Annotated in this window: 21 protein-coding genes; 3 read left to right on the top strand and 18 right to left on the bottom strand. The window is 70.1% G+C overall.

What is annotated here, in order from left to right; all coding sequences use genetic code 11:
* Positions 1-80: 80 nt before the first annotated feature.
* Positions 81-2,894, bottom strand: coding sequence for a DEAD/DEAH box helicase (locus OEIGOIKO_RS34085; protein ID WP_125057269.1), 2,814 nt, complete (start codon positions 2,892-2,894; stop codon positions 81-83).
* Between the two features lie 266 nt (positions 2,895-3,160).
* Between OEIGOIKO_RS34085 and OEIGOIKO_RS34080 the strand changes: the two genes are divergently transcribed.
* Positions 3,161-3,454, top strand: a complete 294-nt coding sequence (locus tag OEIGOIKO_RS34080; RefSeq protein WP_125057268.1) for a hypothetical protein — start codon at positions 3,161-3,163, stop codon at positions 3,452-3,454.
* A 99-nt stretch (positions 3,455-3,553) separates the two neighbouring features.
* Here the strand turns inward: OEIGOIKO_RS34080 and tatC are convergent, their stop codons facing one another.
* From tatC to OEIGOIKO_RS34030, 10 genes are all read right to left on the bottom strand, one after another.
* Positions 3,554-4,528: a twin-arginine translocase subunit TatC gene (gene tatC, locus OEIGOIKO_RS34075; protein ID WP_170251940.1), complete on the bottom strand. Its 975-nt coding sequence runs from the start codon at positions 4,526-4,528 to the stop codon at positions 3,554-3,556.
* Positions 4,529-4,590: 62 nt separating this feature from the next.
* A complete protein-coding gene (gene tatA / locus OEIGOIKO_RS34070) occupies positions 4,591-4,887 on the bottom strand; it encodes a Sec-independent protein translocase subunit TatA (protein ID WP_030017446.1) in 297 nt (98 codons plus the stop codon).
* 207 nt (positions 4,888-5,094) lie between these two features.
* Entirely contained in the window at positions 5,095-5,295 is a 201-nt protein-coding gene (locus OEIGOIKO_RS34065; protein ID WP_125057266.1) for a hypothetical protein, read from the bottom strand.
* An 84-nt stretch (positions 5,296-5,379) separates the two neighbouring features.
* Positions 5,380-5,640 carry a hypothetical protein gene (locus tag OEIGOIKO_RS34060; RefSeq protein WP_125057265.1) on the bottom strand — a complete coding sequence of 87 codons (261 nt, stop codon included), beginning with the start codon at positions 5,638-5,640 and terminating at the stop codon, positions 5,380-5,382.
* Between the two features lie 21 nt (positions 5,641-5,661).
* On the bottom strand, positions 5,662-6,612 hold the full coding sequence (locus OEIGOIKO_RS34055; protein ID WP_031011131.1) for a helix-turn-helix transcriptional regulator: 951 nt from the start codon (positions 6,610-6,612) through the stop codon (positions 5,662-5,664).
* Between the two features lie 21 nt (positions 6,613-6,633).
* The gene (locus tag OEIGOIKO_RS34050) at positions 6,634-7,623 is read right to left on the bottom strand and encodes a helix-turn-helix transcriptional regulator (RefSeq protein ID WP_125057264.1); all 990 of its coding nucleotides are present in this window, start codon (positions 7,621-7,623) and stop codon (positions 6,634-6,636) included.
* 220 nt (positions 7,624-7,843) lie between these two features.
* Complete coding sequence (locus OEIGOIKO_RS34045; RefSeq protein WP_125057263.1) at positions 7,844-8,218, bottom strand: FKBP-type peptidyl-prolyl cis-trans isomerase; 375 nt, start codon at positions 8,216-8,218, stop codon at positions 7,844-7,846.
* Positions 8,219-8,275: 57 nt separating this feature from the next.
* The gene (locus OEIGOIKO_RS34040) at positions 8,276-9,268 is read right to left on the bottom strand and encodes an FKBP-type peptidyl-prolyl cis-trans isomerase (protein ID WP_125059320.1); all 993 of its coding nucleotides are present in this window, start codon (positions 9,266-9,268) and stop codon (positions 8,276-8,278) included.
* A gap of 198 nt (positions 9,269-9,466) precedes the next feature.
* On the bottom strand, positions 9,467-10,828 hold the full coding sequence (gene pafA / locus OEIGOIKO_RS34035; RefSeq protein WP_031011139.1) for a Pup--protein ligase: 1,362 nt from the start codon (positions 10,826-10,828) through the stop codon (positions 9,467-9,469).
* 9 nt (positions 10,829-10,837) lie between these two features.
* A complete protein-coding gene (locus OEIGOIKO_RS34030; protein WP_125057262.1) occupies positions 10,838-12,106 on the bottom strand; it encodes an MFS transporter in 1,269 nt (422 codons plus the stop codon).
* A gap of 46 nt (positions 12,107-12,152) precedes the next feature.
* On the opposite strand from OEIGOIKO_RS34030, the gene OEIGOIKO_RS34025 reads away from it, so the two are divergent.
* Positions 12,153-13,286, top strand: coding sequence for a LacI family DNA-binding transcriptional regulator (locus tag OEIGOIKO_RS34025; protein ID WP_371858992.1), 1,134 nt, complete (start codon positions 12,153-12,155; stop codon positions 13,284-13,286).
* Between the two features lie 155 nt (positions 13,287-13,441).
* On the opposite strand, the gene prcA is transcribed toward OEIGOIKO_RS34025, so the two are convergent.
* The 6 genes from prcA to arc form a co-directional block, all read right to left on the bottom strand.
* On the bottom strand, positions 13,442-14,218 hold the full coding sequence (prcA, locus tag OEIGOIKO_RS34020; protein ID WP_125057260.1) for a proteasome subunit alpha: 777 nt from the start codon (positions 14,216-14,218) through the stop codon (positions 13,442-13,444).
* Between the two features lie 63 nt (positions 14,219-14,281).
* Complete coding sequence (gene prcB / locus OEIGOIKO_RS34015; protein WP_125057259.1) at positions 14,282-15,127, bottom strand: proteasome subunit beta; 846 nt, start codon at positions 15,125-15,127, stop codon at positions 14,282-14,284.
* Positions 15,108-15,488: an endonuclease domain-containing protein gene (locus tag OEIGOIKO_RS43800; RefSeq protein WP_307721253.1), complete on the bottom strand. Its 381-nt coding sequence runs from the start codon at positions 15,486-15,488 to the stop codon at positions 15,108-15,110. The genes prcB and OEIGOIKO_RS43800 overlap by 20 nt, the downstream gene beginning before the upstream one ends.
* A gap of 36 nt (positions 15,489-15,524) precedes the next feature.
* A complete protein-coding gene (locus OEIGOIKO_RS34005) occupies positions 15,525-15,743 on the bottom strand; it encodes a ubiquitin-like protein Pup (protein ID WP_003981605.1) in 219 nt (72 codons plus the stop codon).
* A 177-nt stretch (positions 15,744-15,920) separates the two neighbouring features.
* Positions 15,921-17,432, bottom strand: a complete 1,512-nt coding sequence (gene dop / locus OEIGOIKO_RS34000; protein ID WP_218040023.1) for a depupylase/deamidase Dop — start codon at positions 17,430-17,432, stop codon at positions 15,921-15,923.
* Between the two features lie 276 nt (positions 17,433-17,708).
* The gene (gene arc / locus OEIGOIKO_RS33995; protein ID WP_125057258.1) at positions 17,709-19,475 is read right to left on the bottom strand and encodes a proteasome ATPase; all 1,767 of its coding nucleotides are present in this window, start codon (positions 19,473-19,475) and stop codon (positions 17,709-17,711) included.
* A 241-nt stretch (positions 19,476-19,716) separates the two neighbouring features.
* Here arc and OEIGOIKO_RS33990 point away from each other — a divergent pair, with 241 nt between their 5' ends.
* Entirely contained in the window at positions 19,717-20,004 is a 288-nt protein-coding gene (locus OEIGOIKO_RS33990; protein ID WP_125057257.1) for a ferredoxin, read from the top strand.
* 15 nt (positions 20,005-20,019) lie between these two features.
* Here OEIGOIKO_RS33990 and OEIGOIKO_RS33985 read toward each other — a convergent pair whose 3' ends face one another.
* Entirely contained in the window at positions 20,020-20,619 is a 600-nt protein-coding gene (locus OEIGOIKO_RS33985; RefSeq protein ID WP_125057256.1) for a hypothetical protein, read from the bottom strand.
* Positions 20,620-20,757: the final 138 nt, after the last annotated feature.

The raw sequence follows: 20,757 nt of genomic DNA, 5'->3' as shown, positions 1-20,757 counted from the left end.
CGCGACGGAACACCGGCAACCAGGGCCCGGCCCCCCGGCCAGGTCTGGAAGCCGCCTCACGGCCTCACGGCCACCCGGCCTCACCCCACCGACGAGTACGCCACCACGCCCCGCAGCACCGCGTCCACGGCCTTGCGGGCGTTGCGGGCCACCTCCGGCGGTGCGGCGGCGGCGATCTGGCCGAGGATGTCGATCAGCTGCTTGCACCAGCGCACGAAGTCGCCGGCCGGCATCTCCGCCTCGCGCAGCACCTCGTCCAGGCCGAATCCGGAGGCCCAGCGGTACGCGGCCCAGGCGAAGCCGAGGTCCGGCTCGCGCTGGCCGACGCCCTCGGCCTGGTTGATCTTGTGGTCCTCCTCCAGGGCGTCCAGCCGGCCCCAGATCCGCACCATCTCGGCGAGCGCGTCCCGCGCCTTGCCCGACGGCAGCTTCGGCGCCACCGCGTCGTCCGCCTGCCGGGCCTCGTAGACCAGGGCCGAGGCGCAGGCGGCCAGTTCGGCGGGGCCCAGCCCGTTCCAGACGCCGGCGCGCAGGCATTCGCTGGCCAGCAGGTCCAGTTCGCCGTAGAGCCGCGCCAGCCGCCGGCCCTCGTCGGTGACCGTGTCACCTTTCAGGTAGTCAAGTCCGGTCAGCAGAGCGCAGATCCGGTCGAAGGTGCGCGCGATGGTGTTCGTACGGCCTTCGATACGGCGCTCCAGCTGCCGCGTGTCGCGCAGCAGCCGGTGGTACCGCTCGGCCCACCGGGCGTGGTCCTCGCGCTCGTCGCAGCCGTGGCAGGGATGCGCCCGCAGCTCCGTACGCAGCCGGGCGATCTCCCGGTCGTCGGCCGCCGCCGCCCGCTGCTTGCGGTGCCGCTCCGGCGCGATGTGCCCGGCCTTCGTCCGCAGCGCGGACGCCAGGTCCCGGCGGGACTGGGGGCTGCGCGCGTTGAAGGACTTCGGGATGCGCATCCGGTCCAGGGCCGCCACCGGCACCGGGAAGTCCATCGACGCCAGCCGCTTGACCTGCCGCTCGGCGGTCAGCACCAGCGGCCGGGGCCCGTCGTGCGCGTCGTAGCCACGGTGTCCGTTCGTCCGCCCCGACGGCATCCCCGGGTCCAGCACCAGCGCCAGCCCCGCGTACTTGCCCGTCGGTACGTGGATCACGTCGCCCGGCCGGAGCTTCTCCAGCGCCGCGGCGGCCGCGGCCCGGCGCTGCGCGGCGCCCTGCTTGGCCAGCTCCGTCTCCCGGTCCTTCAGCTCCCGGCGCAGCCGCGAGTACTCCTCGAAATCGCCGAGGTGGCAGGTCATGGACTCCTGGTAGCCGGCCAGGCCCTCCTCGTTCTTCTGCACCTGCCGCGAGATGCCGACGACCGACTTGTCCGCCTGGAACTGCGCGAACGACATCTCCAGCAGCTCCCGCGAACGGTGCCGCCCGAACTGCGAGACCAGGTTGACCGCCATGTTGTACGACGGCTTGAAGGACGAGCGCAGCGGATACGTACGCGTACCGGCCAGGCCCGCCAGGGCGCCCGGGTCCATGCCGCGCTGCCAGAGCACCACCGCATGGCCCTCGACGTCGATACCGCGGCGCCCGGCACGGCCGGTGAGCTGGGTGTACTCGCCGGGGGTGATGTCGGCGTGCTGCTCGCCGTTCCACTTGACCAGCTTCTCCAGGACGACCGAACGGGCGGGCATGTTGATGCCCAGCGCCAGCGTCTCCGTCGCGAAGACGGCCTTGACCAGCCCCTTGAGGAACAGCTCCTCCACGACCTCCTTGAAGGTCGGCAGCATGCCGGCGTGGTGCGCGGCGATGCCCCGCTCCAGCCCCTCCAGCCACTCGTAGTAGCCGAGGACATGCAGGTCCTCATCGGGAATCCCGGCCGTACGCTCCTCCACGATGGCGCGGACCCTGGCCCGCCCCTCCTGGTCGTTGAGCCGCAGCCCGGAATACAGGCACTGCTGGACGGCGGACTCGCACCCCGCCCGGCTGAAGATGAAGGTGATCGCCGGCAGCAGGCCCTCGTTGTCCAGCCGGTCGATCACCTCGGCACGGCCCGGCGTCCAGATGCGGCTGCGCTGGCGCCGCTCGCGCTCCCGGTCCGCCTCCCGCAGATTGCGGCCGCGGCGCTTGTCCCGCCCGAACGTCGGACGGCTGTTCTCCAGCCGCGCCAGCCGCTCCAGGTCCGGGTTGACCTCCCGGCGCCCGGCACCGGAACGGCCCTCGCGCTCCTCGAAGAGGTCGTACATCCGGCGCCCGGCGAGCACGTGCTGCCACAGCGGCACCGGGCGGTGCTCGGAGACGATCACTTCCGTGTCACCGCGCACCGTGTCCAGCCAGGCGCCGAACTCCTCGGCGTTGGAGACCGTCGCGGACAGGGACACCAGCGTCACGGACTCCGGCAGGTGGATGATCACCTCTTCCCACACGGCGCCCCGGAAGCGGTCGGAGAGGTAGTGCACCTCGTCCATCACCACATGGCCGAGGCCGTTGAGCGACTGGGAGCCCGCGTACAGCATGTTCCGCAGTACCTCGGTGGTCATCACGACCACCGGCGCCTCGGAGTTGACACTGTTGTCACCGGTCAGCAGGCCGACCCGGTCCGCGCCGTAGCGCCGCACCAGGTCCTGGTACTTCTGGTTCGACAGCGCCTTGATCGGCGTGGTGTAGAAGCATTTACGGCCCTGCTCCAGGGCCAGGTGGACGGCGAACTCGCCCACGATCGTCTTGCCGGATCCGGTCGGGGCCGCGACCAGCACGCCCTTACCGGCCTCCAGGGCCTGGCACGCCTCGATCTGGAACGGGTCCAGCGCGAAGTCGTACATCTCACGGAAAGGGGCGAGTGCGGTGGCCTGCTCCGCCGCCCGCAACTTGGCGGCGGCGTAGCGCTCAGCAGGGGACATGTCCTCGGTCATCGTGCTTACGAGCCTACCGGCCACCCCTGACAACGAGCCGATCATTATGGACGCCCTTTACCGGGGGCCTTCCGGCCATCGACCCCTTTTTCAGCCGAAAGCACACAACGGGCACCCCTGCGCCAAAAACAGAGCGATCACCCTGTTACCCTCTTGCTGATCATTGCGCGGTTCGGCGTTCCGTCCCGGCCTGCACCGTTGACCAGGTGCGCCGGTCGCCGTCCGCACAGTCGAACGGGGCCTTTGCGCCCCGATGGAGGGGAAAGATGAAGAAGATCAAGGCAGCGACGACCGCTGCGACGCTGGCCGTCATCGCCGTGGGCATGCCGATGGCCGTGGCCGCACCGGCCTCGGCAGCGAGCTCGGCCGTCGCCAAGTGCGTCACGGCGACGTGGTACCCGAGCAAGAACGCGGTGAACATCTACAACGGCTGCGCGAACACGATCAAGGTGCAGGTGGACGAGCGCTGGTGGTGGGACAGCGACTGCATCACCATCAAGCCGAAGAAGAGCCACTACTACAAGGGCACCGGCACGCTGCGGAGCATCAAGTACTGCTGATGAACGGCATGCCGGACGTCCGCTGACAACGGCAGATCAACAGGAAAGGGGCGGGGAGCCCAGCCGGCTCCCCGCCCCTTTCCCTTGCCCTCTCGGGCATCACGTCGCGTCGTCGTACCCGCTCCGGCGCGGGGAGCGGTCACCCTGTACGTCGCCTGCCGCCTGCTCCGGCAGCATCCGGTGACCGGCGACCGGCTCGACCTCACCGATGTCCTCGGGCGTCAGGTCCAGCTCGGACGCCTCGTCGTCGGCGGGCCCCTCGGCCAGTCGGCGCTGCCTGCGGGAGTCGTTCATCGTGGCGATCCCGACGGCCCCGAAGTACAGGAGACAGATCGGCGCGGCCAGCGCGATCATCGTCAGCGGGTCGGTGCTCGGAGTGGCGATGGCCGAGAAGACGGTGATGCCCATCACCATGCCGCGCCACCAGCCACGCATCCGGACCGCGGTCAAAACGCCGGCGAAGTTGAGCATGACGAGGACCAGCGGCAGCTCGAAGGACAGTCCGAAGACCACGAACATCCGGGTGACCATGTCGAGCAGCTTGTCCAGCGTCAGCAGGTTGTCCACACCGATCGGGGTGAACTCCAGCAGCACCTTGGCGGTGGTCGGCAGCACCGAGTACGCGAAGTACGCGCCGACGACGAAGAGCGGGAAACCCGTGGCGACGAAGCTGAGCGAGTACTTCTTCTCATGGCGGTGCAGGCCGGGCGCGAGGAAGGCCCACAACTGGTACAGCCAGACCGGGCTGGCCACGATCACGCCACCCATCAGGGAGACCTTCAGGGCCAGTGCGAACGGCCCGAGCAGGTCCAGCATGACGATGCGGGCACAGGTGCCCTTCTGCTGCTTGGCGAGATCCGTGAACAGCACATCACAGCCGACCGCCTGCAGGATCGGCTTGGTGATGAAGTCGATGATCTCGCCGTAGAAGAACGCACAGACGATCGTGGCGATCAGGATGGCCAGGACCGACTTGGCGAGCCGGTTGCGCAGCTCGCGCAGATGTTCCACGAGCGGCATACGCCCCTCGGGATCCTTCTCTTTGCGGTTCTTCTGAAGGGCGGACTTGAGCACCCCACGTCCTCATCTCGTACGAGAGGCAGTGGCCGACACCCCTGCCCCGTCCGGACCCTCGGTCAGCGCTTGGTGGTCGTGTCGGACGGCTGGGCGACCGGTCGGCCGCTGTTGACGTCGCCGGGAGCGGCCTGGATCGTCCGGGGGGCTTCCTGCTGGCCGTTCGGGTTCGGCGGGTCGGACGGCGCCGACTGCGAATCCGTGCCCTCCGACTTCATCGCCTTGGCCTCGCTCTTGAGAATGCGTGCGGACTTGCCGAGCGAACGAGCCATGTCGGGGAGCTTCTTCGCGCCGAACAGCAGGAGTACGACGACGAGGATGAGCAGGATCTCGGGAACGCCGATCTTTCCACCGAACATAACTGTGTACCTTCTCACCGAGGCGGCTGGGGGTTGGGGCTGCTCGGCAGATCGGACATATGTCCGTCCGCCGCGCCAGCAGCGATCGTAACGCGCGGCGGCAAACGCTGGACAATCTCCGCGCGTACTCCCGGTTGCGGACCGGTGCCTCGCTCTTCGGTCCGCTTCAGCAGCGTACCGGTCGCGCGTGCGACTGAGCAGAGCGCGTCATCCCTTTACTCCCCCGCCCCGGGCCGCCAGCGGCGTCGCCGCGCGCTCCAGGTCCCCGGCGGCCCGCTGGATGCGCTCGGAGGTCTGTGCGACCTGGCGGGCCAGCCGCCGTACCTCCACGAAGACGCGGACGGCGAGGACGCCGAGCACGGCGAGGCCGAGGAAGCCGAGGGCGACAGCGATCATGGGCCAGAGCATGGGAGGAGCCTATCGGGGCGGGTGCGACGGAAGGTGTACGGAGCGGGCGGGGCGGCAGGCCCCGCGGCCAAGACGGCGGGCGGGTCAGCCCGTGTGCAGCCGCAAGGTCCGCACCCCGCCCCCGGTGAGCAGCTCGACGATCCGCTCCCCCGCCGGTTTGCGTACCGCGCTGCCGCAGTCCGGGCAGGTGAAGGAGTAGAAGGTGGTGCGGCTGCTGGCGCCGATGGCCAGGCGCAGTGCGTCCGACGCCAGCTCGAAGCAGCTTCGGCAGTCGGGGCAGGCCGCTTTGAAGAGCACCGGGCCGGTCAGGGTCGTGGTCATCGCGCCCGCCATGGTCGTCGTCATCGTGCCGCCGCCCTCCGCGTCCTATTCGCCGTACGCCGCGAGCGCCTGCCGGGACGCCTGGCGCGCGCTGTCCGCCAGGGCCTGCGGTGAGACGATCCGGCCGTCCCGGCCCAGGCGCAGCGCGAGCCGCCGCAGCGAGGCGGGGTCGGGGGTGCGCAGGGTGATGCGCAGGCCGCCGTCCGGCAGTTCCTCGGCGCTGTCGTGCGGGTAGTACTCGGCCACCCAGCGCCCGCCGGGCGCCACCTCGATGACGACCTCCGGGTCCTCGGCCGCGGGCTGCACCAGTCCTTCGGACAGGTCGCGCAGTTCCACGGGCGGCGGGTCGGCGGGGGCGTCCAGCAGTTTGATCTCGGCGACCCGGTCGAGCCGGAAGGTACGGCGGGCCTCGGAGAGGCGGCACCACGCCTCGACGTAGGTGTGGCCGACCGCAAACAGCCGGATCGGGTCGACCTCGCGCTCGGTCAGCTCGTCGCGCGCGGGCGAGTAGTAGCGCAGCCACAGCCGGCGGCGCTCGGCGATGGCCCGGTCGACGTCGGCGAAGACGCCGCCCTCCGACTCGAAGGTGACCGACACCCGGGAGCTGGCGCCGGCCGCCTCGCCCGCCGCCGCCTCCAGCTTGGCGGTGGCGCGCAGCAGCGCCTGCCGGTCGCCCTCGCGCAGGCCGGGGAGGGTGGCCACCGCGCGGGCGGCCACGAGCAGGGCGGTCGCCTCGTCGGCGGCCAGGCGCAGCGGCTCGGCGACGTCGTCGGGGTTGTGCCACCAGATGCGGTCGCCGTCGGTGTCGATGTCGAGCAGGTCGCCGCCGCGGAAGCTCGTACCGCACATCGGCAGGACGTCGAGGTCGCCGATCAGCTCGTCCTCGGAGATGCCGAAGGCGCGGGCGACGTCGGAGACGCGGGCGCCGGGGCGCTCGCGGAGATAGGTGACCAGCGACAGCATCCGCCGGGTCTGGTCGATGGCGTTGGTAGCCATGGAGTGTGCGTCCCGTCCCTCTCAGCCCTTGGCCACGGCGCGCAGCCGGTCCACGACGTCAGCCCGCAGTTCGGCGGGTTCCAGCACCACGACGTCGGGGCCGAACTCGACCAGCCAGGCGTCGAGCCCGTGCCCGTACGGGATCTCCAGTTCGTCCCAGCCGTCGCCCAGCTCACGGATGCTCAGCGCGCGGGCGCGCAGCGGGTAGCCGTGGTCGGTGCGCAGTCTGATCCGGGCGGTGCCGGTGGCGGTCTCGCCCGCCCAGCTCTCCACCGTCTCGCGGACGGTGACGTGGTCGGGCACCTCGGCGGTGAACTTCCCCTGCCGGGAGCGGACCTTGCCGGTGATGCGGGAGAGCCGGAAGACCCGTTCGGCCTGCCGTTCGCGGTCCCAGCCGGCGAGGTACCAGTGGCCGCGCCAGCATTCCAGTATCCACGGTTCCACCTGCCGCTGCTCGGGGCGGGCGGCGGTGGACTTGCGGTAGTCGAAGACGACGGGCCGGCGGTCGCGGCAGGCGAGCATCAGCGGCTCGAAGGCGGCCTCGTGGGCGGGTATGCGGGGCTCCAGGGCGCTGTGCGGCTGCTGCGCCTCGAAGCTGCCGTCGTCCTGGAAGGGCACACCGGCCGCGCGCAGCTTCTGCAGTGCGCCGCTGGCCGCGCCGGCCAGCCGGGCCTGCTGCCAGATCTTGGCGGCGAGTCCCAGGGCGGCGGCCTCGGCCGCGTCCAGGGTGATCGGGGGCAGGCGGTTGCTGTCCCGGCGCGCGAGGTAGCCGGTCTCGCCGTCCAGCCCTTCGACGGTCTCGATGACCAGGCCCAGTTCGCGCAGGTCGTCCTTGTCGCGCTCGAACATCCGGTTGAAGGAGTCGTCGCTGCCCGTACCGGCGTCCCCGGAGCCGAACGTCTCCACGTACGCCTCGATGGAGGACCGCAGTTCACGTTTGGTCAGCGGGCGACGGGTACCCAGAAGGCACAGCGCCAGATTCATCAGCCGCTCGGCCTTGGCAATGGCCATCGACGCCCTTTCTTGTCGGACTCCCGACCGATGACCGTACCGCTCCGGGGACCTGCGGCAAAGCCGAGGGTCCGGACCGTGACGGGCGGCGGGGCCGACGGGCGCCGGGCGGAGAAGGACGAGGGCCCGTGCCGGGTGGCACGGGCCCTCGGTGCGGGCCGGCCGCCGCTGTGCCGCGGCCGGCTGCCGTCGTCCTCAGAAGGACATGCTGCTGTCGTCCTCAGACGGACATCAGGTCGCAGACGAAGATCAGCGTCTCGCCCGGGGCGATCCGGCCGCCACCGGCGCCGTGGTCGCCGTAGGCCAGGTGCGCGGGGATGGTCAGCCGGCGGCGGCCGCCGACCTTCATGCCCTGCACGCCCTTGTCCCAGCCGGCGATGACCTGACCGGCACCGAGCTGGAACTCCAGCGGCTTGCCGCGGTTCCAGCTCGCGTCGAACTCCTCGCCGGAGCTGTAGGCGACCCCGACGTAGTGGACCTTGACGAAGTCCCCGGCCTTGGCGACGGGCCCGTCGCCCTCCCACAGGTCCACGATCTCCAGGTCGGTGGGGACCGGGCCCTCGGGGAAGTCGATCTCGGGCTTGTCGATGTTCACGAAAGTGCTCCTACGAAAGAATCTGCACAGCTACCTGCACAGTCTGGCAGATCATGCTCAGACGGTGCCGACGATGTCGACGGAGAACACCAGGGTGTTCTTCGCCAGCTCGCTCTGCGGGTTCGCGCCGTAGCCCAGCTTCGGCGGAATTACGATCTCCACCCGGTCACCGACGTTCTTGCCGACCAGGGCCTGGTCCCAGCCCTTGACGACGGCACCGGTGCCGATCTGGAAGGCGGTGGCGCCGCCGTGGTCCCAGGAGGAGTCGAACTTCTTGCCGTCCTCCCACTTCACACCGGTGTACTGCGCGATCAGCCCGTCACCGGCCTTGACCTTCGGGCCCTTGCCCTTGATCAGCACCTGCTCCTTGAGCTCGGCGGGCGCCTTCTCCCCCTTGGGGATGGTGATTGTCGCGGCCTTCTCGCCCTCCGACTTCACCTCGGGCATGCCCTCCTCCGGCGCCGCCTGCTCGCCCTCCGACTTGCCCTTCTTGTCGGCCTTGCCCGCGCCGACCACGTCCACGACCCACACCAGGCCGTCCTCGGGCTTGATGCCGGACTGCGGGTTCAGGTTGTCGCCGACCAGCGCCTTGGCAGTGCCCTCGACCTCGAAGCGGCTGCCGACCTTCTGGCCCGCGACCGCCTCCATGACCTTCTGCGGCAGCTGCTGCTGGGTCGGCTGGTCGCTGATCTCGCCGACGATCTGGGTGCGCGGCGCCTTCGCGTCCGCGCCGGGCTGCTTGGTCCAGGTGCTGCCGAGGTTCTGGCCGGTCTTCATGGTCTGCGCCGCGAAGTCCAGACGTACGTAGTCGCCCTTCTTGACCTCCGCGCCCGAGCCCTCGTGCAGCGTCTTGGTGACCGCCTCGCCGGGCGCCTTGGCGTCCTTCGGCACGGTGATCTTGGGCTGCTCCCCGGGCTTCCCCTCCACCTTGGCGACCGCGGCGGCCGACGACCCCTTGCCGTCATCGGACCCACAGGCGGCGGTGAACAGCAGGAGGGGAACGGTCAGCGCCGCGGCGGCGGCGCGGCGGGTGTTCTTCGTGAAGTTCATGAAGTCCAACTCGGGGTCGTCGGGTGGGTGGACAATGCCCGCCACTCTACGACCTGACCCTGGGTGCGTTTCCCCGCGCAACACAACGGAACAGCCGCGCCGCACGGCAAAGTGCCGGGAGCGCGGGCACCCCCGGCACCGTCACGGCCGAACCGTCACCGTATCCGGTGATACACCGGATACGGTGACGAACCGGACTCACATCCCCGCGATCAGCTTCTCCACCCGGTCGTCCACGGACCGGAACGGGTCCTTGCACAGCACCGTGCGCTGCGCCTGGTCGTTGAGCTTCAGGTGCACCCAGTCGACGGTGAAGTCGCGGCGCTGCTCCTGCGCCCGGCGGATGAAGTCGCCGCGCAGCCGGGCCCGGGTGGTCTGCGGCGGCACCGACTTGCCCTCGAAGATCTTCAAGTCGTTGCAGATGCGGGCTGCCTGGCCCTTCCGCTCCAGGAGGTAGTAGAGGCCCCGGCGGCGGTGGATGTCGTGGTAGGCGAGGTCTATCTGCGCCACCCGCGGATGCGACATGGTGATGTTGTTCTTGGCGCGGTAGCGCTCGATGAGCTGGTACTTCATCACCCAGTCGATCTCGGTGGAGATCCGGTCGAGGTCCTCGTCTCGGACGGCTTCGAGCGTACGGCCCCACAGCTCCAGGACCCGCTCGACGGTGCCCGTACGGATACCGCGCCGTTCGACGAAGTCGACCGCCTTCTCGTAGTACTCCTGCTGGACCTCCAGGGCGGACGCCTCCCGGCCGCTGGCCAGCCGTACCTTGCGCCGGCCCGTTATGTCGTGGCTGACCTCCCGGATGGCCCGGATCGGGTTCTCCAGGGTCAGGTCGCGCATGACCGTGCCCGCCTCGATCATGCGCAGGACGAGGTCGGTGGCGCCGACCTTCAGCAGCATGGTCGTCTCGGACATGTTGGAGTCGCCGACGATGACGTGCAGCCGGCGGTAGCGCTCCGCGTCGGCGTGCGGTTCGTCGCGGGTGTTGATGATCGGACGGGAGCGGGTCGTCGCCGAGGAGACGCCCTCCCAGATGTGCTCGGCGCGCTGGCTCACGCAGTAGACGGCCCCGCGCGGTGTCTGCAGGACCTTGCCCGCGCCGCAGAGCAGCTGACGGGTCACCAGGAACGGAATGAGAATGTCCGCGAGCCGGGAGAACTCCCCGTGCCGGGCCACGAGATAGTTTTCGTGGCAACCATAGGAGTTTCCGGCGGAATCGGTGTTGTTCTTGAAGAGATAGACGTCGCCCGCGATTCCTTCCTCGTGCAGGCGGCGCTCGGCGTCGACCAGCAGACCTTCGAGAATGCGCTCGCCGGCCTTGTCGTGGGTGACCAGCTCGGTCACGTTGTCGCACTCGGGAGTTGCGTATTCCGGGTGCGATCCCACGTCCAGGTACAGGCGGGCGCCGTTCCGCAGGAAGACATTGCTGCTGCGGCCCCATGACACGACACGGCGGAAGAGGTACCGAGCCACCTCGTCAGGAGACAGTCGGCGCTGTCCCCTGAACGTGCATGTGACGCCGTACTCGTTCTCCAGCCCGAAAATGCGGCGGTCCATGACTGAACATTACGCCTGATGGCCTGCTCTGAAACCGGGTTGGGCGGCCTCGTTCCGATCATTTTCCGCCGTGACCTGCACAGCATCGCTCACGAGCCCACGTCCACCGGGGGAAAGAAAGCGCTTTGTCGACAGAAGTACGAGCAGTGCGGCGACGCCGCCCGCCCCCGCCACGCCGAATCCGGCGGCCGGGCCGCCCCGCTCCACCGCGGGCCCGACCACCGTCATCCCCAGCGCGGACCCGACCCCGAACGTCGTCACCAGCCAGGAGAACGCCTCGGTGACCGTCCCCCTGGGCGCGTGCCCGTCCACGACGACGAACGCACACGCCAGCGCCGGCGCCAGGAACACCCCCGCCACCCCCGTCAGCAGCGTCATCCCCACCACGCCCGGCGTCAGCGCCAGTGGCAGGTACCCCAGCGCCAGCAGCGCCACCAGCAGCCGCAGCCGGTTCTCCGGGTGACCGGGCCACTGCCGCGCGCCGTAGACCACCCCGCCCAGGAGCGCACCGACACCGAGCGCGGACAGCAGATAGCTGGAGACCATGCCACCGCCGTGCTCGTCGGCGTACGCGACCGCCGCCACCGCGATGGACCCCAGCGCCAGCCCCACGAAGAAGAACGAGGCGATCAGCACCAGCATCCCGGAGGACCGCAGGGCCCCGAGCCAGTGCGCCTCACGCGGCGCGCTGCGCCATTCCCGTGAGGGCGGGGAGGCGACCACGGAGAGCGCGCCGAGCACCCCGATCACGTTGATCACCAGCAGCGCCCACCGCTCCGACCAGAGCGCCACACACGTCGTCACCAGCAGCGGACCCACCGCGAAGAGCACTTCCTGCGCCACCGCGTCCAGCGCGTACGCGGCATGGACCCGGTCCGCGCGCTTGAGCACCCCCGGCCACAGCGCCCGCAGCCCGCCCTCCAGCGGCGGGGTGAAGAACCCGGCGATCACCATGGCCGCGTAGGCCACGGGCAGCGGGTCGAGGCCGACGACCGCCAGCAGCGCCATGCCCAGGGCGGAGACCGCGGCCGAGGGCAGCATCACGCGCGGCTGCCCGTACACGTCCACCGCGCGCCCCAGGAGCGGCTGCCCGATCGCGTTGAACACCCCGTACACGGCGGAGAGCACGCCCGCGAGGACGTAGCTGCCGCCCTCGGCCCGGGTGAAGAGCACCACCGCGAGCGGTCCGGTCGCGTTCGGCAGCCGGCCGATCAGCGTTCCGGCCAGCAGCCGGGCCGCGTGGCGCGTTCTCAGCAGTTCCGCGTATCCAGCGGCCATGCCCGCCTCTTCTCCCCTGGCGCGTCCAGGAAGTGTTACGTATAACGTGCGGCGTCATACGTACCATGGACGCAACCCGCGGGTCCACACCGCGACGTACGACGCGAGGAGCCCGGCCCCGGTGACCGCCCACGAGACCACCCACGAGCCCCCGGCGGCAGCGCGTCCCGGCACCACCGCCGCACCCCGCGTCACCAGCCGCGACGTCGCCCGCGCCGCCGGCGTCTCACAGGCCGCCGTCTCCCTCGTGCTGGGCGGCAAATGGCGCGGCCGTGTCTCGCCCCACAAGGCCGACGCGGTACGCACCGCCGCGCGCGACCTCGGTTACCGCCCCAACCTCGCCGCACGCAACCTGCGGATGGGCCGTACCCGCACCGCCCTGCTCGTCGTCCCCGCCTTGACCAGCGAATACTTCGCCCGCGTCTACACCGGCGCGGCCCGCGCCGCCGCCGACCACGGCTTCGGCGTCGTCCTGTACCCCTCCCCCGAGGGCATCGGCCCGGCCCGCGACCCCTTCGCCTCGGCGCGCGCGGCGCTCGACGGCGTCATCGCCTCCTCCATGGCCACCGACGCCCTGACCGCCATGCGCGGCGAGGAGCTGCCGCTGGTCATGCTCGACAGCGACCCGGACGACGCCCAGGCCACCGCGACCGTCAATCCCGACATCGCCGACGGCGTCCGGCGGCTCACCGCGCATCTGCTCGCCCTCGGCCACCGCCGCATCACCCACCTCTCCGCCGCCATCGACTCCTGGACCTTCCACGTACGGTCCGCCGCCTTCGCGGAGGCGCTGCGCGGCGTCCCGGACGCGGACGTACGCAGTGAGCCCGCCGCGCTCAGCGTGGAAGCCGGTCTGCACGCGGCCCACGCGGCCCTGACCCGGCCGGGCCCCCGCCCGACCGCCCTCCTGTGTGACGACGACCTGCTGGCGGCCGGCGCCTGCAAGGCGGCTCGCCGGCTGGGCCTGCGGGTGCCGGAGGACGTCTCCGTCACCGGCATCGACGATCTGGCACTGGCCAGGGCCGTGGAACCGGAACTGACGACCGTGGGGCTGCCCGCCGAGGAGGTAGGGGCCGCCGGGATGCGCGCCCTGATGACCGCCCTGGACGGCGGCACGCCGGAGCCCGTGACGCTGCCCGTCGAACTGCTCGTGCGCGGCTCGACGGCGCCGCCGCCGTAGGGGACGCGCGAGCAGGGCGGCCGCAACGGCCCCGGAACGCGGCGCGCCCCGGCGGGTGCATACCCGCCGGGGCGCGTGAAGGCCCGTACCGTACGGACGGCAGCGCGTCCGTACGGCGGCAGCCTACGGTCCCGCCGTACGCCGCCCGCGTCGCGTCACGACGTGCCGGAACCGCCTTCGGAGCCGGAAGTGCCCTCGGAGTCCGCGGCGTCGTCCTCGGCGGGCGCGGTGCCGTTCTCCTCCAGCAGCCGGGAGAGCTGACGGCCCAGGATCCGCTTGAACTTCCGCTGCTGCGGACGCGTACGGTCCAGGGTCGCGACCTCCAACTGGTCGGCGGCCAGCGTGCGTTCACCGCCGTTGTTGTCGCGGGAGAGCGACTCGACGGCCAGCTTCAGCGCCTCGCCCAGCGTCATGCCGTCGCGGTGCCGCTGATCGAGATAGCTGCTGATCTGATCGGCGTTGCCGCCGACCGCGACCGAGCCGTGCTCGTCCACGATCGAACCGTCGTGCGGCAGCCGGTAGATCTGGTCGTCCTCGGGGGCGTTGCCCACCTCGGCGACGATCAGCTCCACCTCGTAGGGCTTCTCGGCGGCGCTGGAGAAGATCGAGCCGAGGGTCTGGGCGTAGACATTGGCCAGGCCGCGAGCGGTCACGTCCGCGCGGTCGTAGGTATAGCCGCGCAGGTCGGCGTAGCGCACGCCGCCGATGCGCAGATTCTCGAACTCGTTGTACTTGCCGACCGCCGCGAAGGCGATGCGGTCGTAGATCTCGCTGACCTTGTGCAGGGCCCGGGACGGGTTCTCGGCGACGAAGACCACGCCGTCGGTGTACTGCAGCACCACGACGCTGCGGCCGCGCGCGATGCCCTTGCGGGCGTACTCCGCCCGGTCGGCCATGGCCTGCTGGGGTGAGACATAGAACGGCGTCGACACCGGCTATCCGTCCCTTTCTGTCAATGACTCTCTCAGTGGCGCGTGCATGGCGGTCTCCCGTCCTCAGAGCAGCGCGGCACGCGGGCCGTCGGGCTGGTCGAGCCGCTGCTCGTGGATGGCGCGGGCGATCTCCGACACCTCCGCCTCGGTGTACCGCTTGAAGCCCTCGTCGGTGATCACCGTGACGATCGGGTAGATCCGGCGGGCCAGGTCCGGGCCGCCGGTCGCCGAGTCGTCGTCCGCGGCGTCGTACAGCGCCTGGACCACGGCCGTGGCGGCCTGGTTCTCCGTGAGGTCGTCGCGGTAGAGCTTCTTGAGGGCACCGCGCGCGAAGACCGAGCCGGAGCCCGTCGAGGCGAAGCCGTGCTCCTCCGAGCGCCCGCCGGTCACGTCGTACGAGAAGATGCGGCCCTTCTCGCGGTCCACGTCCCAGCCGGCGAACAGCGGCACCACGGCCAGGCCCTGCATGGCCATGCCGAGGTTGCTGCGGATCATCGTCGAGAGGCGGTTCGCCTTGCCCTCCAGGGAGAGTTGGGCGCCCTCGACCTTCTCGAAGTGCTCCAGCTCCAGCTGGAAGAGCTTGACCATCTCGACCGCGAGACCGGCCGTGCCGGCGATGCCGACGGCTGAGTACTCGTCGGCCGGGAAGACCTTCTCGATGTCGCGCTGCGCGATGACGTTGCCCATCGTCGCGCGGCGGTCACCGGCGAGCACCACCCCGCCGGGGAACGACGCCGCGACGATCGTGGTGCCGTGCGGCGCCTCGATGGTCCCCTGCACGGGCAGCGGCGGCCGCCGTCCCGGCAGCAGCTCCGGCGCGTGCTCCCCGAGGAAGTCCATGAACGACGAGGACCCGGACGTCAGGAAGGCAGCTGGTAGATGCCCGGCGTTACGAGTGTTGGCTTCCACACGTTTCCTTCCGGATATTCGGCCGCCGCCCCAAGACGTCCGGCCGATCCTTGAATTGGCCCAGCGCTGCGTTGCAGCTGAAGCACAGTACGTCCCGGACCTTACCTGTCCTGCGGTCATGATCCACATGCACGCGGGACCGGACCGGACGACGGCAGCGGCGGCCCTTCGCGTTCCGGCCTCCGCGGCCGTGCGCCGATACCGGGACGGCTGGTGCGTACGCGCTCGTACCGGCAAACCCGGGAGCGCGCGGCAGCCTGCGCGGCCACGCGCCCCGGAGCCGGCGCCGGGGCCCGTCATGCCGGTGCGTGCGCACGGCCCGCGCGGTGTGCGCGGACCGTGGCCCGCCGCGCCCGGACATCCGGTGCGCCGGCCGCCGACGGAACCCGGCGATCCGTTACTGTCCGCCCTTTTGCACGAACGACCGCACGAAATCCTCGGCGTTCTCTTCGAGCACGTCGTCGATCTCGTCCAGCACGGAGTCGACGTCGTCCGACAGCTTCTCCTGCCGCTCCTTGAGATCGTCCGCGGCCTGCGCGTCCTGCGACTGCTCCTCGACCTCCTCGGTCGAACGCGTCGCCTTCTGCTGTCCGCCGCCGGTGTCCTTGGTCGCCATGTCCCTCACCCCGCTCGGTTCGCCCCGCTCGATGTGACTGTCAAGATCAGACCCTACAAGCTGGGTCTGACATCGGCCCTGTTCTCGGTTGTCTTCGTACAACGTCCGGGAGTCACCCCGATGATTCCCGGCCGGGGGGCCTTTAGCCCCGGATCGGGAGCCCGATCGGGCCCGCCGTCACCCTCCGGACAGGACCCGCACCAGGTCCTCGGCCGTACGGCACCGGTCGAGCAGCTCCTTCACGTGGTTGCGGGTGCCGCGCAGCGGTTCCAGCGTCGGTACCCGTTGCAGAGAGTCACGGCCCGGCAGATCGAAGATCACCGAGTCCCAGGAGGCGGCCGCCACGTCGTCCGCGTACTGCTCCAGGCACCGGCCGCGGAAGTACGCCCGGGTGTCCTCCGGCGGCGCCTGGGCGGCGCGCGCGACCTCCGCGTCGGTCAGCAGGCGCTTCATCTTGCCGCGGGCCGCGAGACGGTTGTAGAGGCCCTTGTCGGCCCGTACGTCGGCGTACTGGAGGTCGACGAGGTGGAGGCGGGCCGCGTCCCACTCCACGCCGTCCCGGCGCCGGTAGCCCTCCATCAACTCCCGCTTGGCCACCCAGTCCAGCTCGCCGGACAGGCTCATCGGGTCGTGCTCCAGGCGCCCCAGCACGTCCTCCCAGCGGGCCAGGACGTCCATGGTCTGCTCGTCGGCGTCCGCGCCGAGCCGGTCCTCCACGTACTTGCGCGCCAGCTCGAAGTACTCCATCTGGAGTTGTACGGCGGTCAGGGTCCGGCCGCTGCGCAGGGTGATCAGGTGGCGCAGCGTCGGGTCGTGGGAGACCTGGTGGAGGGCGCGGACGGGCTGGTCGACGGCGAGGTCGACGGCGATGAAACCGTCCTCGATCATGGACAGGACCAGCGCCGTGGTGCCCAGCTTGAGATAGGTGGAGATCTCGGAGAGGTTCGCGTCCCCGATGATCACGTGCAGCCGGCGGTACTTCTCCGCGTCCGAGTGCGGCTCGTCGCGGGTGTTGATGATGGGCCGCTTGAGGGTGGTCTCCAGGCCGACCTCGACCTCGAAGTAGTCGGCCCGCTGACTGATCTGGAAGCCGTGCTCGTGGCCGTCCTGGCCGATGCCGACCCGGCCGGCGCCGGCGAAGACCTGGCGGGAGACGAAGAAGGGCGTCAGGTGCCGCACGATGTCCGAGAACGGGGTCTCGCGCTTCATCAGGTAGTTCTCGTGCGTGCCGTAGGAGGCGCCCTTGTTGTCGGTGTTGTTCTTGTAGAGGTGGATGGGCTGGGCGCCGGGGACCTGGGCCGCGCGCTCGGCGGCCTCGGCCATGATGCGCTCCCCGGCCTTGTCCCAGAGCACCGCGTCGCGCGGGTTGGTGACCTCCGGCGAGCTGTACTCCGGATGCGCGTGGTCGACGTACAGGCGTGCCCCGTTGGTGAGGATCACATTGGCCAGCCCGATGTCCTCGTCGGTGAGCTGGCTGGCGTCGGCGTTCTCGCGGGCGAGGTCGAAGCCTCGGGCGTCCCGCAGCGGGTTCTCCTCCTCGAAGTCCCAGCGGGCGCGTCGCGCCCGTTGCATCGCCGCCGCGTAGGCGTTGACGACCTGGGACGAGGTGAGCATGGCATTGGCGTTCGGGTGGCCGGGGACGGAGATCCCGTACTCCGTCTCGATTCCCATTACTCGCCGTACGGTCATGCGGCCCTCCTTGCCCGGCGGCGCCCCCGGATGGGGTCGGCGCTCAAGTACCGCTGCGCTTCCGGTCCGTGTGCGGCCCCCGCTTCCGCAGTGCGTGTCGCGGCGGTACCGAAGAGCCTAGAACGCCTTTGCGGCGCTGGGGAGATCATTACAGTCATTGCTCCAGTCCGGTTTTCACCTGCTCCGCCGCAGCCTTCCGGGGATCACCCGCGGAGCCCCGGAAATGCGTCCGGCTGCGGACGCCCCGTGCAGGACATCCGCAGCCGGTCGGCGGTGTTACAGGTATTGGCCGGTATTCGCCACCGTGTCGATGGAGCGGCCGGTGTCCGCGCCCTGCTTGCCGGTGACCAGGGTGCGGATGTAAACGATCCGCTCACCCTTCTTGCCGGAGATACGGGCCCAGTCGTCCGGGTTGGTGGTGTTGGGCAGGTCCTCGTTCTCCTTGAACTCGTCCACGCACGCCTGGAGCAGGTGGGCGACGCGAAGACCCTTCTGGTTGTGTTCGAGGAATGCCTTGATGGCCATCTTCTTGGCGCGTCCGACGATGTTTTCGATCATTGCGCCGGAGTTGAAGTCCTTGAAGTACAGGACTTCCTTGTCACCGTTGGCGTAGGTGACCTCCAGGAAGCGGTTCTCCTCGGATTCCGCGTACATCTGCTCGACGACCGACTGGATCATCGCGCTGACCGCGGCCTTGCGGGAGTCGCCGTGCTCGCCGAGATCGTCGGCGTGCAGCGGCAGACGCTCGGTGAGGTACTTCGAGAAGATGTCCTTGGCGGCCTCGGCGTCCGGACGCTCGATCTTGATCTTCACGTCCAGCCGGCCGGGGCGCAGGATCGCCGGGTCGATCATGTCCTCGCGGTTCGAGGCGCCGATGACGATGACGTTCTCCAGGCCCTCCACGCCGTCGATCTCGGAGAGCAGCTGCGGGACGATGGTGTTCTCCACGTCCGAGCTGACTCCGGACCCGCGGGTGCGGAAGAGGGAGTCCATCTCGTCGAAGAAGACGATGACGGGGGTGCCCTCGCTCGCCTTCTCCCGGGCCCGCTGGAAGACGAGGCGGATGTGCCGCTCCGTCTCACCGACGTACTTGTTCAGCAGCTCGGGGCCCTTGATGTTGAGGAAGAAGCTCTTCCCCGCGGGCTGGCCGGTCACCTCGGCGACCTTCTTGGCGAGCGAGTTGGCGACCGCCTTGGCGATGAGCGTCTTGCCGCAGCCGGGCGGCCCGTAGAGCAGTACGCCCTTGGGCGGGCGCAGTTCGTGCTCCTTGAACAGGTCCGGGTAGAGGTACGGGAGCTCGACCGCGTCGCGGATCAGTTCGATCTGGCCGCCCAGACCACCGATCTTCGTGTAGTCGATGTCCGGGACCTCTTCGAGGACGAGCTCCTCGACCTCGCTCTTGGGAATGACCTCGTAGACATAGCCGGAGCGGGGCTCCAGGAGCAGGGCGTCACCGGCGCGGATGTTGATGTCCAGCAGCGGCTCGGCGAGCCGCACCACCCGCTCCTCGTCGGTGTGCCCGATGACCAGGGCGCGCTCGCCGTCCTCAAGGATCTCCTTGAGGGTGACGATGTCCCCGGCGTTCTCGTACTCCATGGCCTCGACCACGTTGAGCGCCTCGTTGAGCATGACCTCCTGGCCACGCCGCAGCTCGTCGAGGTCGACGCTGGGACTGACGTTCACCCGGAGTTTTCGGCCTCCGGTGAAGATGTCGGCCGTGCCGTCCTCGTTCGCCTGCAGGAAGACGCCGAAACCGGCCGGCGGCTGCGCGAGCCGGTCGACCTCTTCCTTGAGGGCCACGATCTGGTCGCGCGCCTCGCGCAAGGTGTTGGCGAGTCGCTCGTTCTGTGCCGAAACACCGGCCAGGTTGGTCTGCAGCTCGACGATCCGCTCTTCGAGAATCCTCGTGTGACGCGGAGAGTCGGCGAGCTTGCGTCGCAGGACGGCGATCTCCTGCTCAAGATAGGCAACCTGGCCGGCAGGGTCGTCAGACCCCCGCCCCGGCCGGATGCCGCGGTTGATGTCGTCGTCGTGGGCTGCCACGGTCCTCACCTCCTCCAAGGGGAGCTGGACGCTTCCTGACCCTACCTGGGCCGGTGCAGGTTGAAACCCCTAGATCGAAAAGACTGTCGGGGTGTGTCCGATCTTCACCCTTGCGCACGTCCTCACCTCAGGGGGATACCCACCCAACAACATCAGAAAGCGACCGGTTGTATCGTCGAGACGGTCAACACCCGTCAGGGTGGGCCCCATTTGATTCACGTACGCAGGAACGGCAGGCGAGATGACGGCGCAGGACGAAGCACTGGAGGTCTGGATCGACCAGGACCTCTGCACCGGCGACGGCATCTGTGCGCAGTACGCGCCGGAAGTCTTCGAACTCGACATCGACGGTCTGGCTTATGTGAAAAGCGCCGACGACGAGCTGCTCCAGGAGAAGGGGGCCACCACCCCCGTCCCCCTGCCGCTGCTCAATGACGTACGGGACTCCGCGAAGGAGTGCCCGGGCGACTGCATCCACGTACGCCGCGTTGCGGACCGCGTGGAGGTCTACGGCCCGGACGCGGAGTAGTCACCGTGTGACCGATCACACACCCTCGGTGTCGGAAGAGGCGGGGAGTTCGCTCTGGACGAACTTCCCGCCTTTCCATTGCCACTTGGTCGGCACGCGTACATCCGGGCAGCAGCGCGGCACGCCGGTCGAGGAGTAGCCCAGGAGTGTCGCGGCGACCACACCGTCGCGTACGGCGAAACCCTCCACGCTGCGCTGCTGTGCGGGCGCGAGAAGGGTCGCGACGACCCTCGGGGCGCCCTTGCCCGTGCGGCCCGCCGCGGGGCCACTGAGGACGTACACGCCGCTGGGCGGGGTGCCCGTCTCGGTGTGGCAGCGCACCACGGCCACGGTCTCGGGGCTGCCGTCGCCGTCGAGGTCGCCGACGGCGCTGTCGACCACGTCGAGGCGGTTCGGGCCGCAGTCCACCGGATAGGACGCGGCGTGCGGGTCGGGGGCCGGGGCGGCGGCCGCGCGGGCGCCGGAGGCGGCGTCGGTGGTGGCCGTGGCCGTGGCGTCGGGGGGCTGGACGAAGGACGCGGCCGCGACCACCGCCGCCAGGGCGGCAGCGGTGGCGAGCCAGTGCAGGGCGCGGGTGCGGGTGTGCGGAAGGTCCTGGCCGGCCGTGAACTGCACGCGGGGTAACTCCTGTGAAGAGCTGTGGCGGTGGGAGTGCCCAGCATCGTTCCACAGGCCGGGGCCGCCGGGGAACACTCGGGCGGGGTTTCCCGCCAGGCCTCCACCCGCTGAACGCGACGGCGCCGCCGACGGTTC

Origin of the sequence: Streptomyces paromomycinus (assembly GCF_003865155.1) — a bacterium.
GTDB classification, from domain to species: Bacteria; Actinomycetota; Actinomycetes; order Streptomycetales; family Streptomycetaceae; genus Streptomyces; species Streptomyces chrestomyceticus.
Note: the sequence above shows the minus strand (reverse complement) of the source record. Positions and strands in the feature narration are given on the sequence as shown.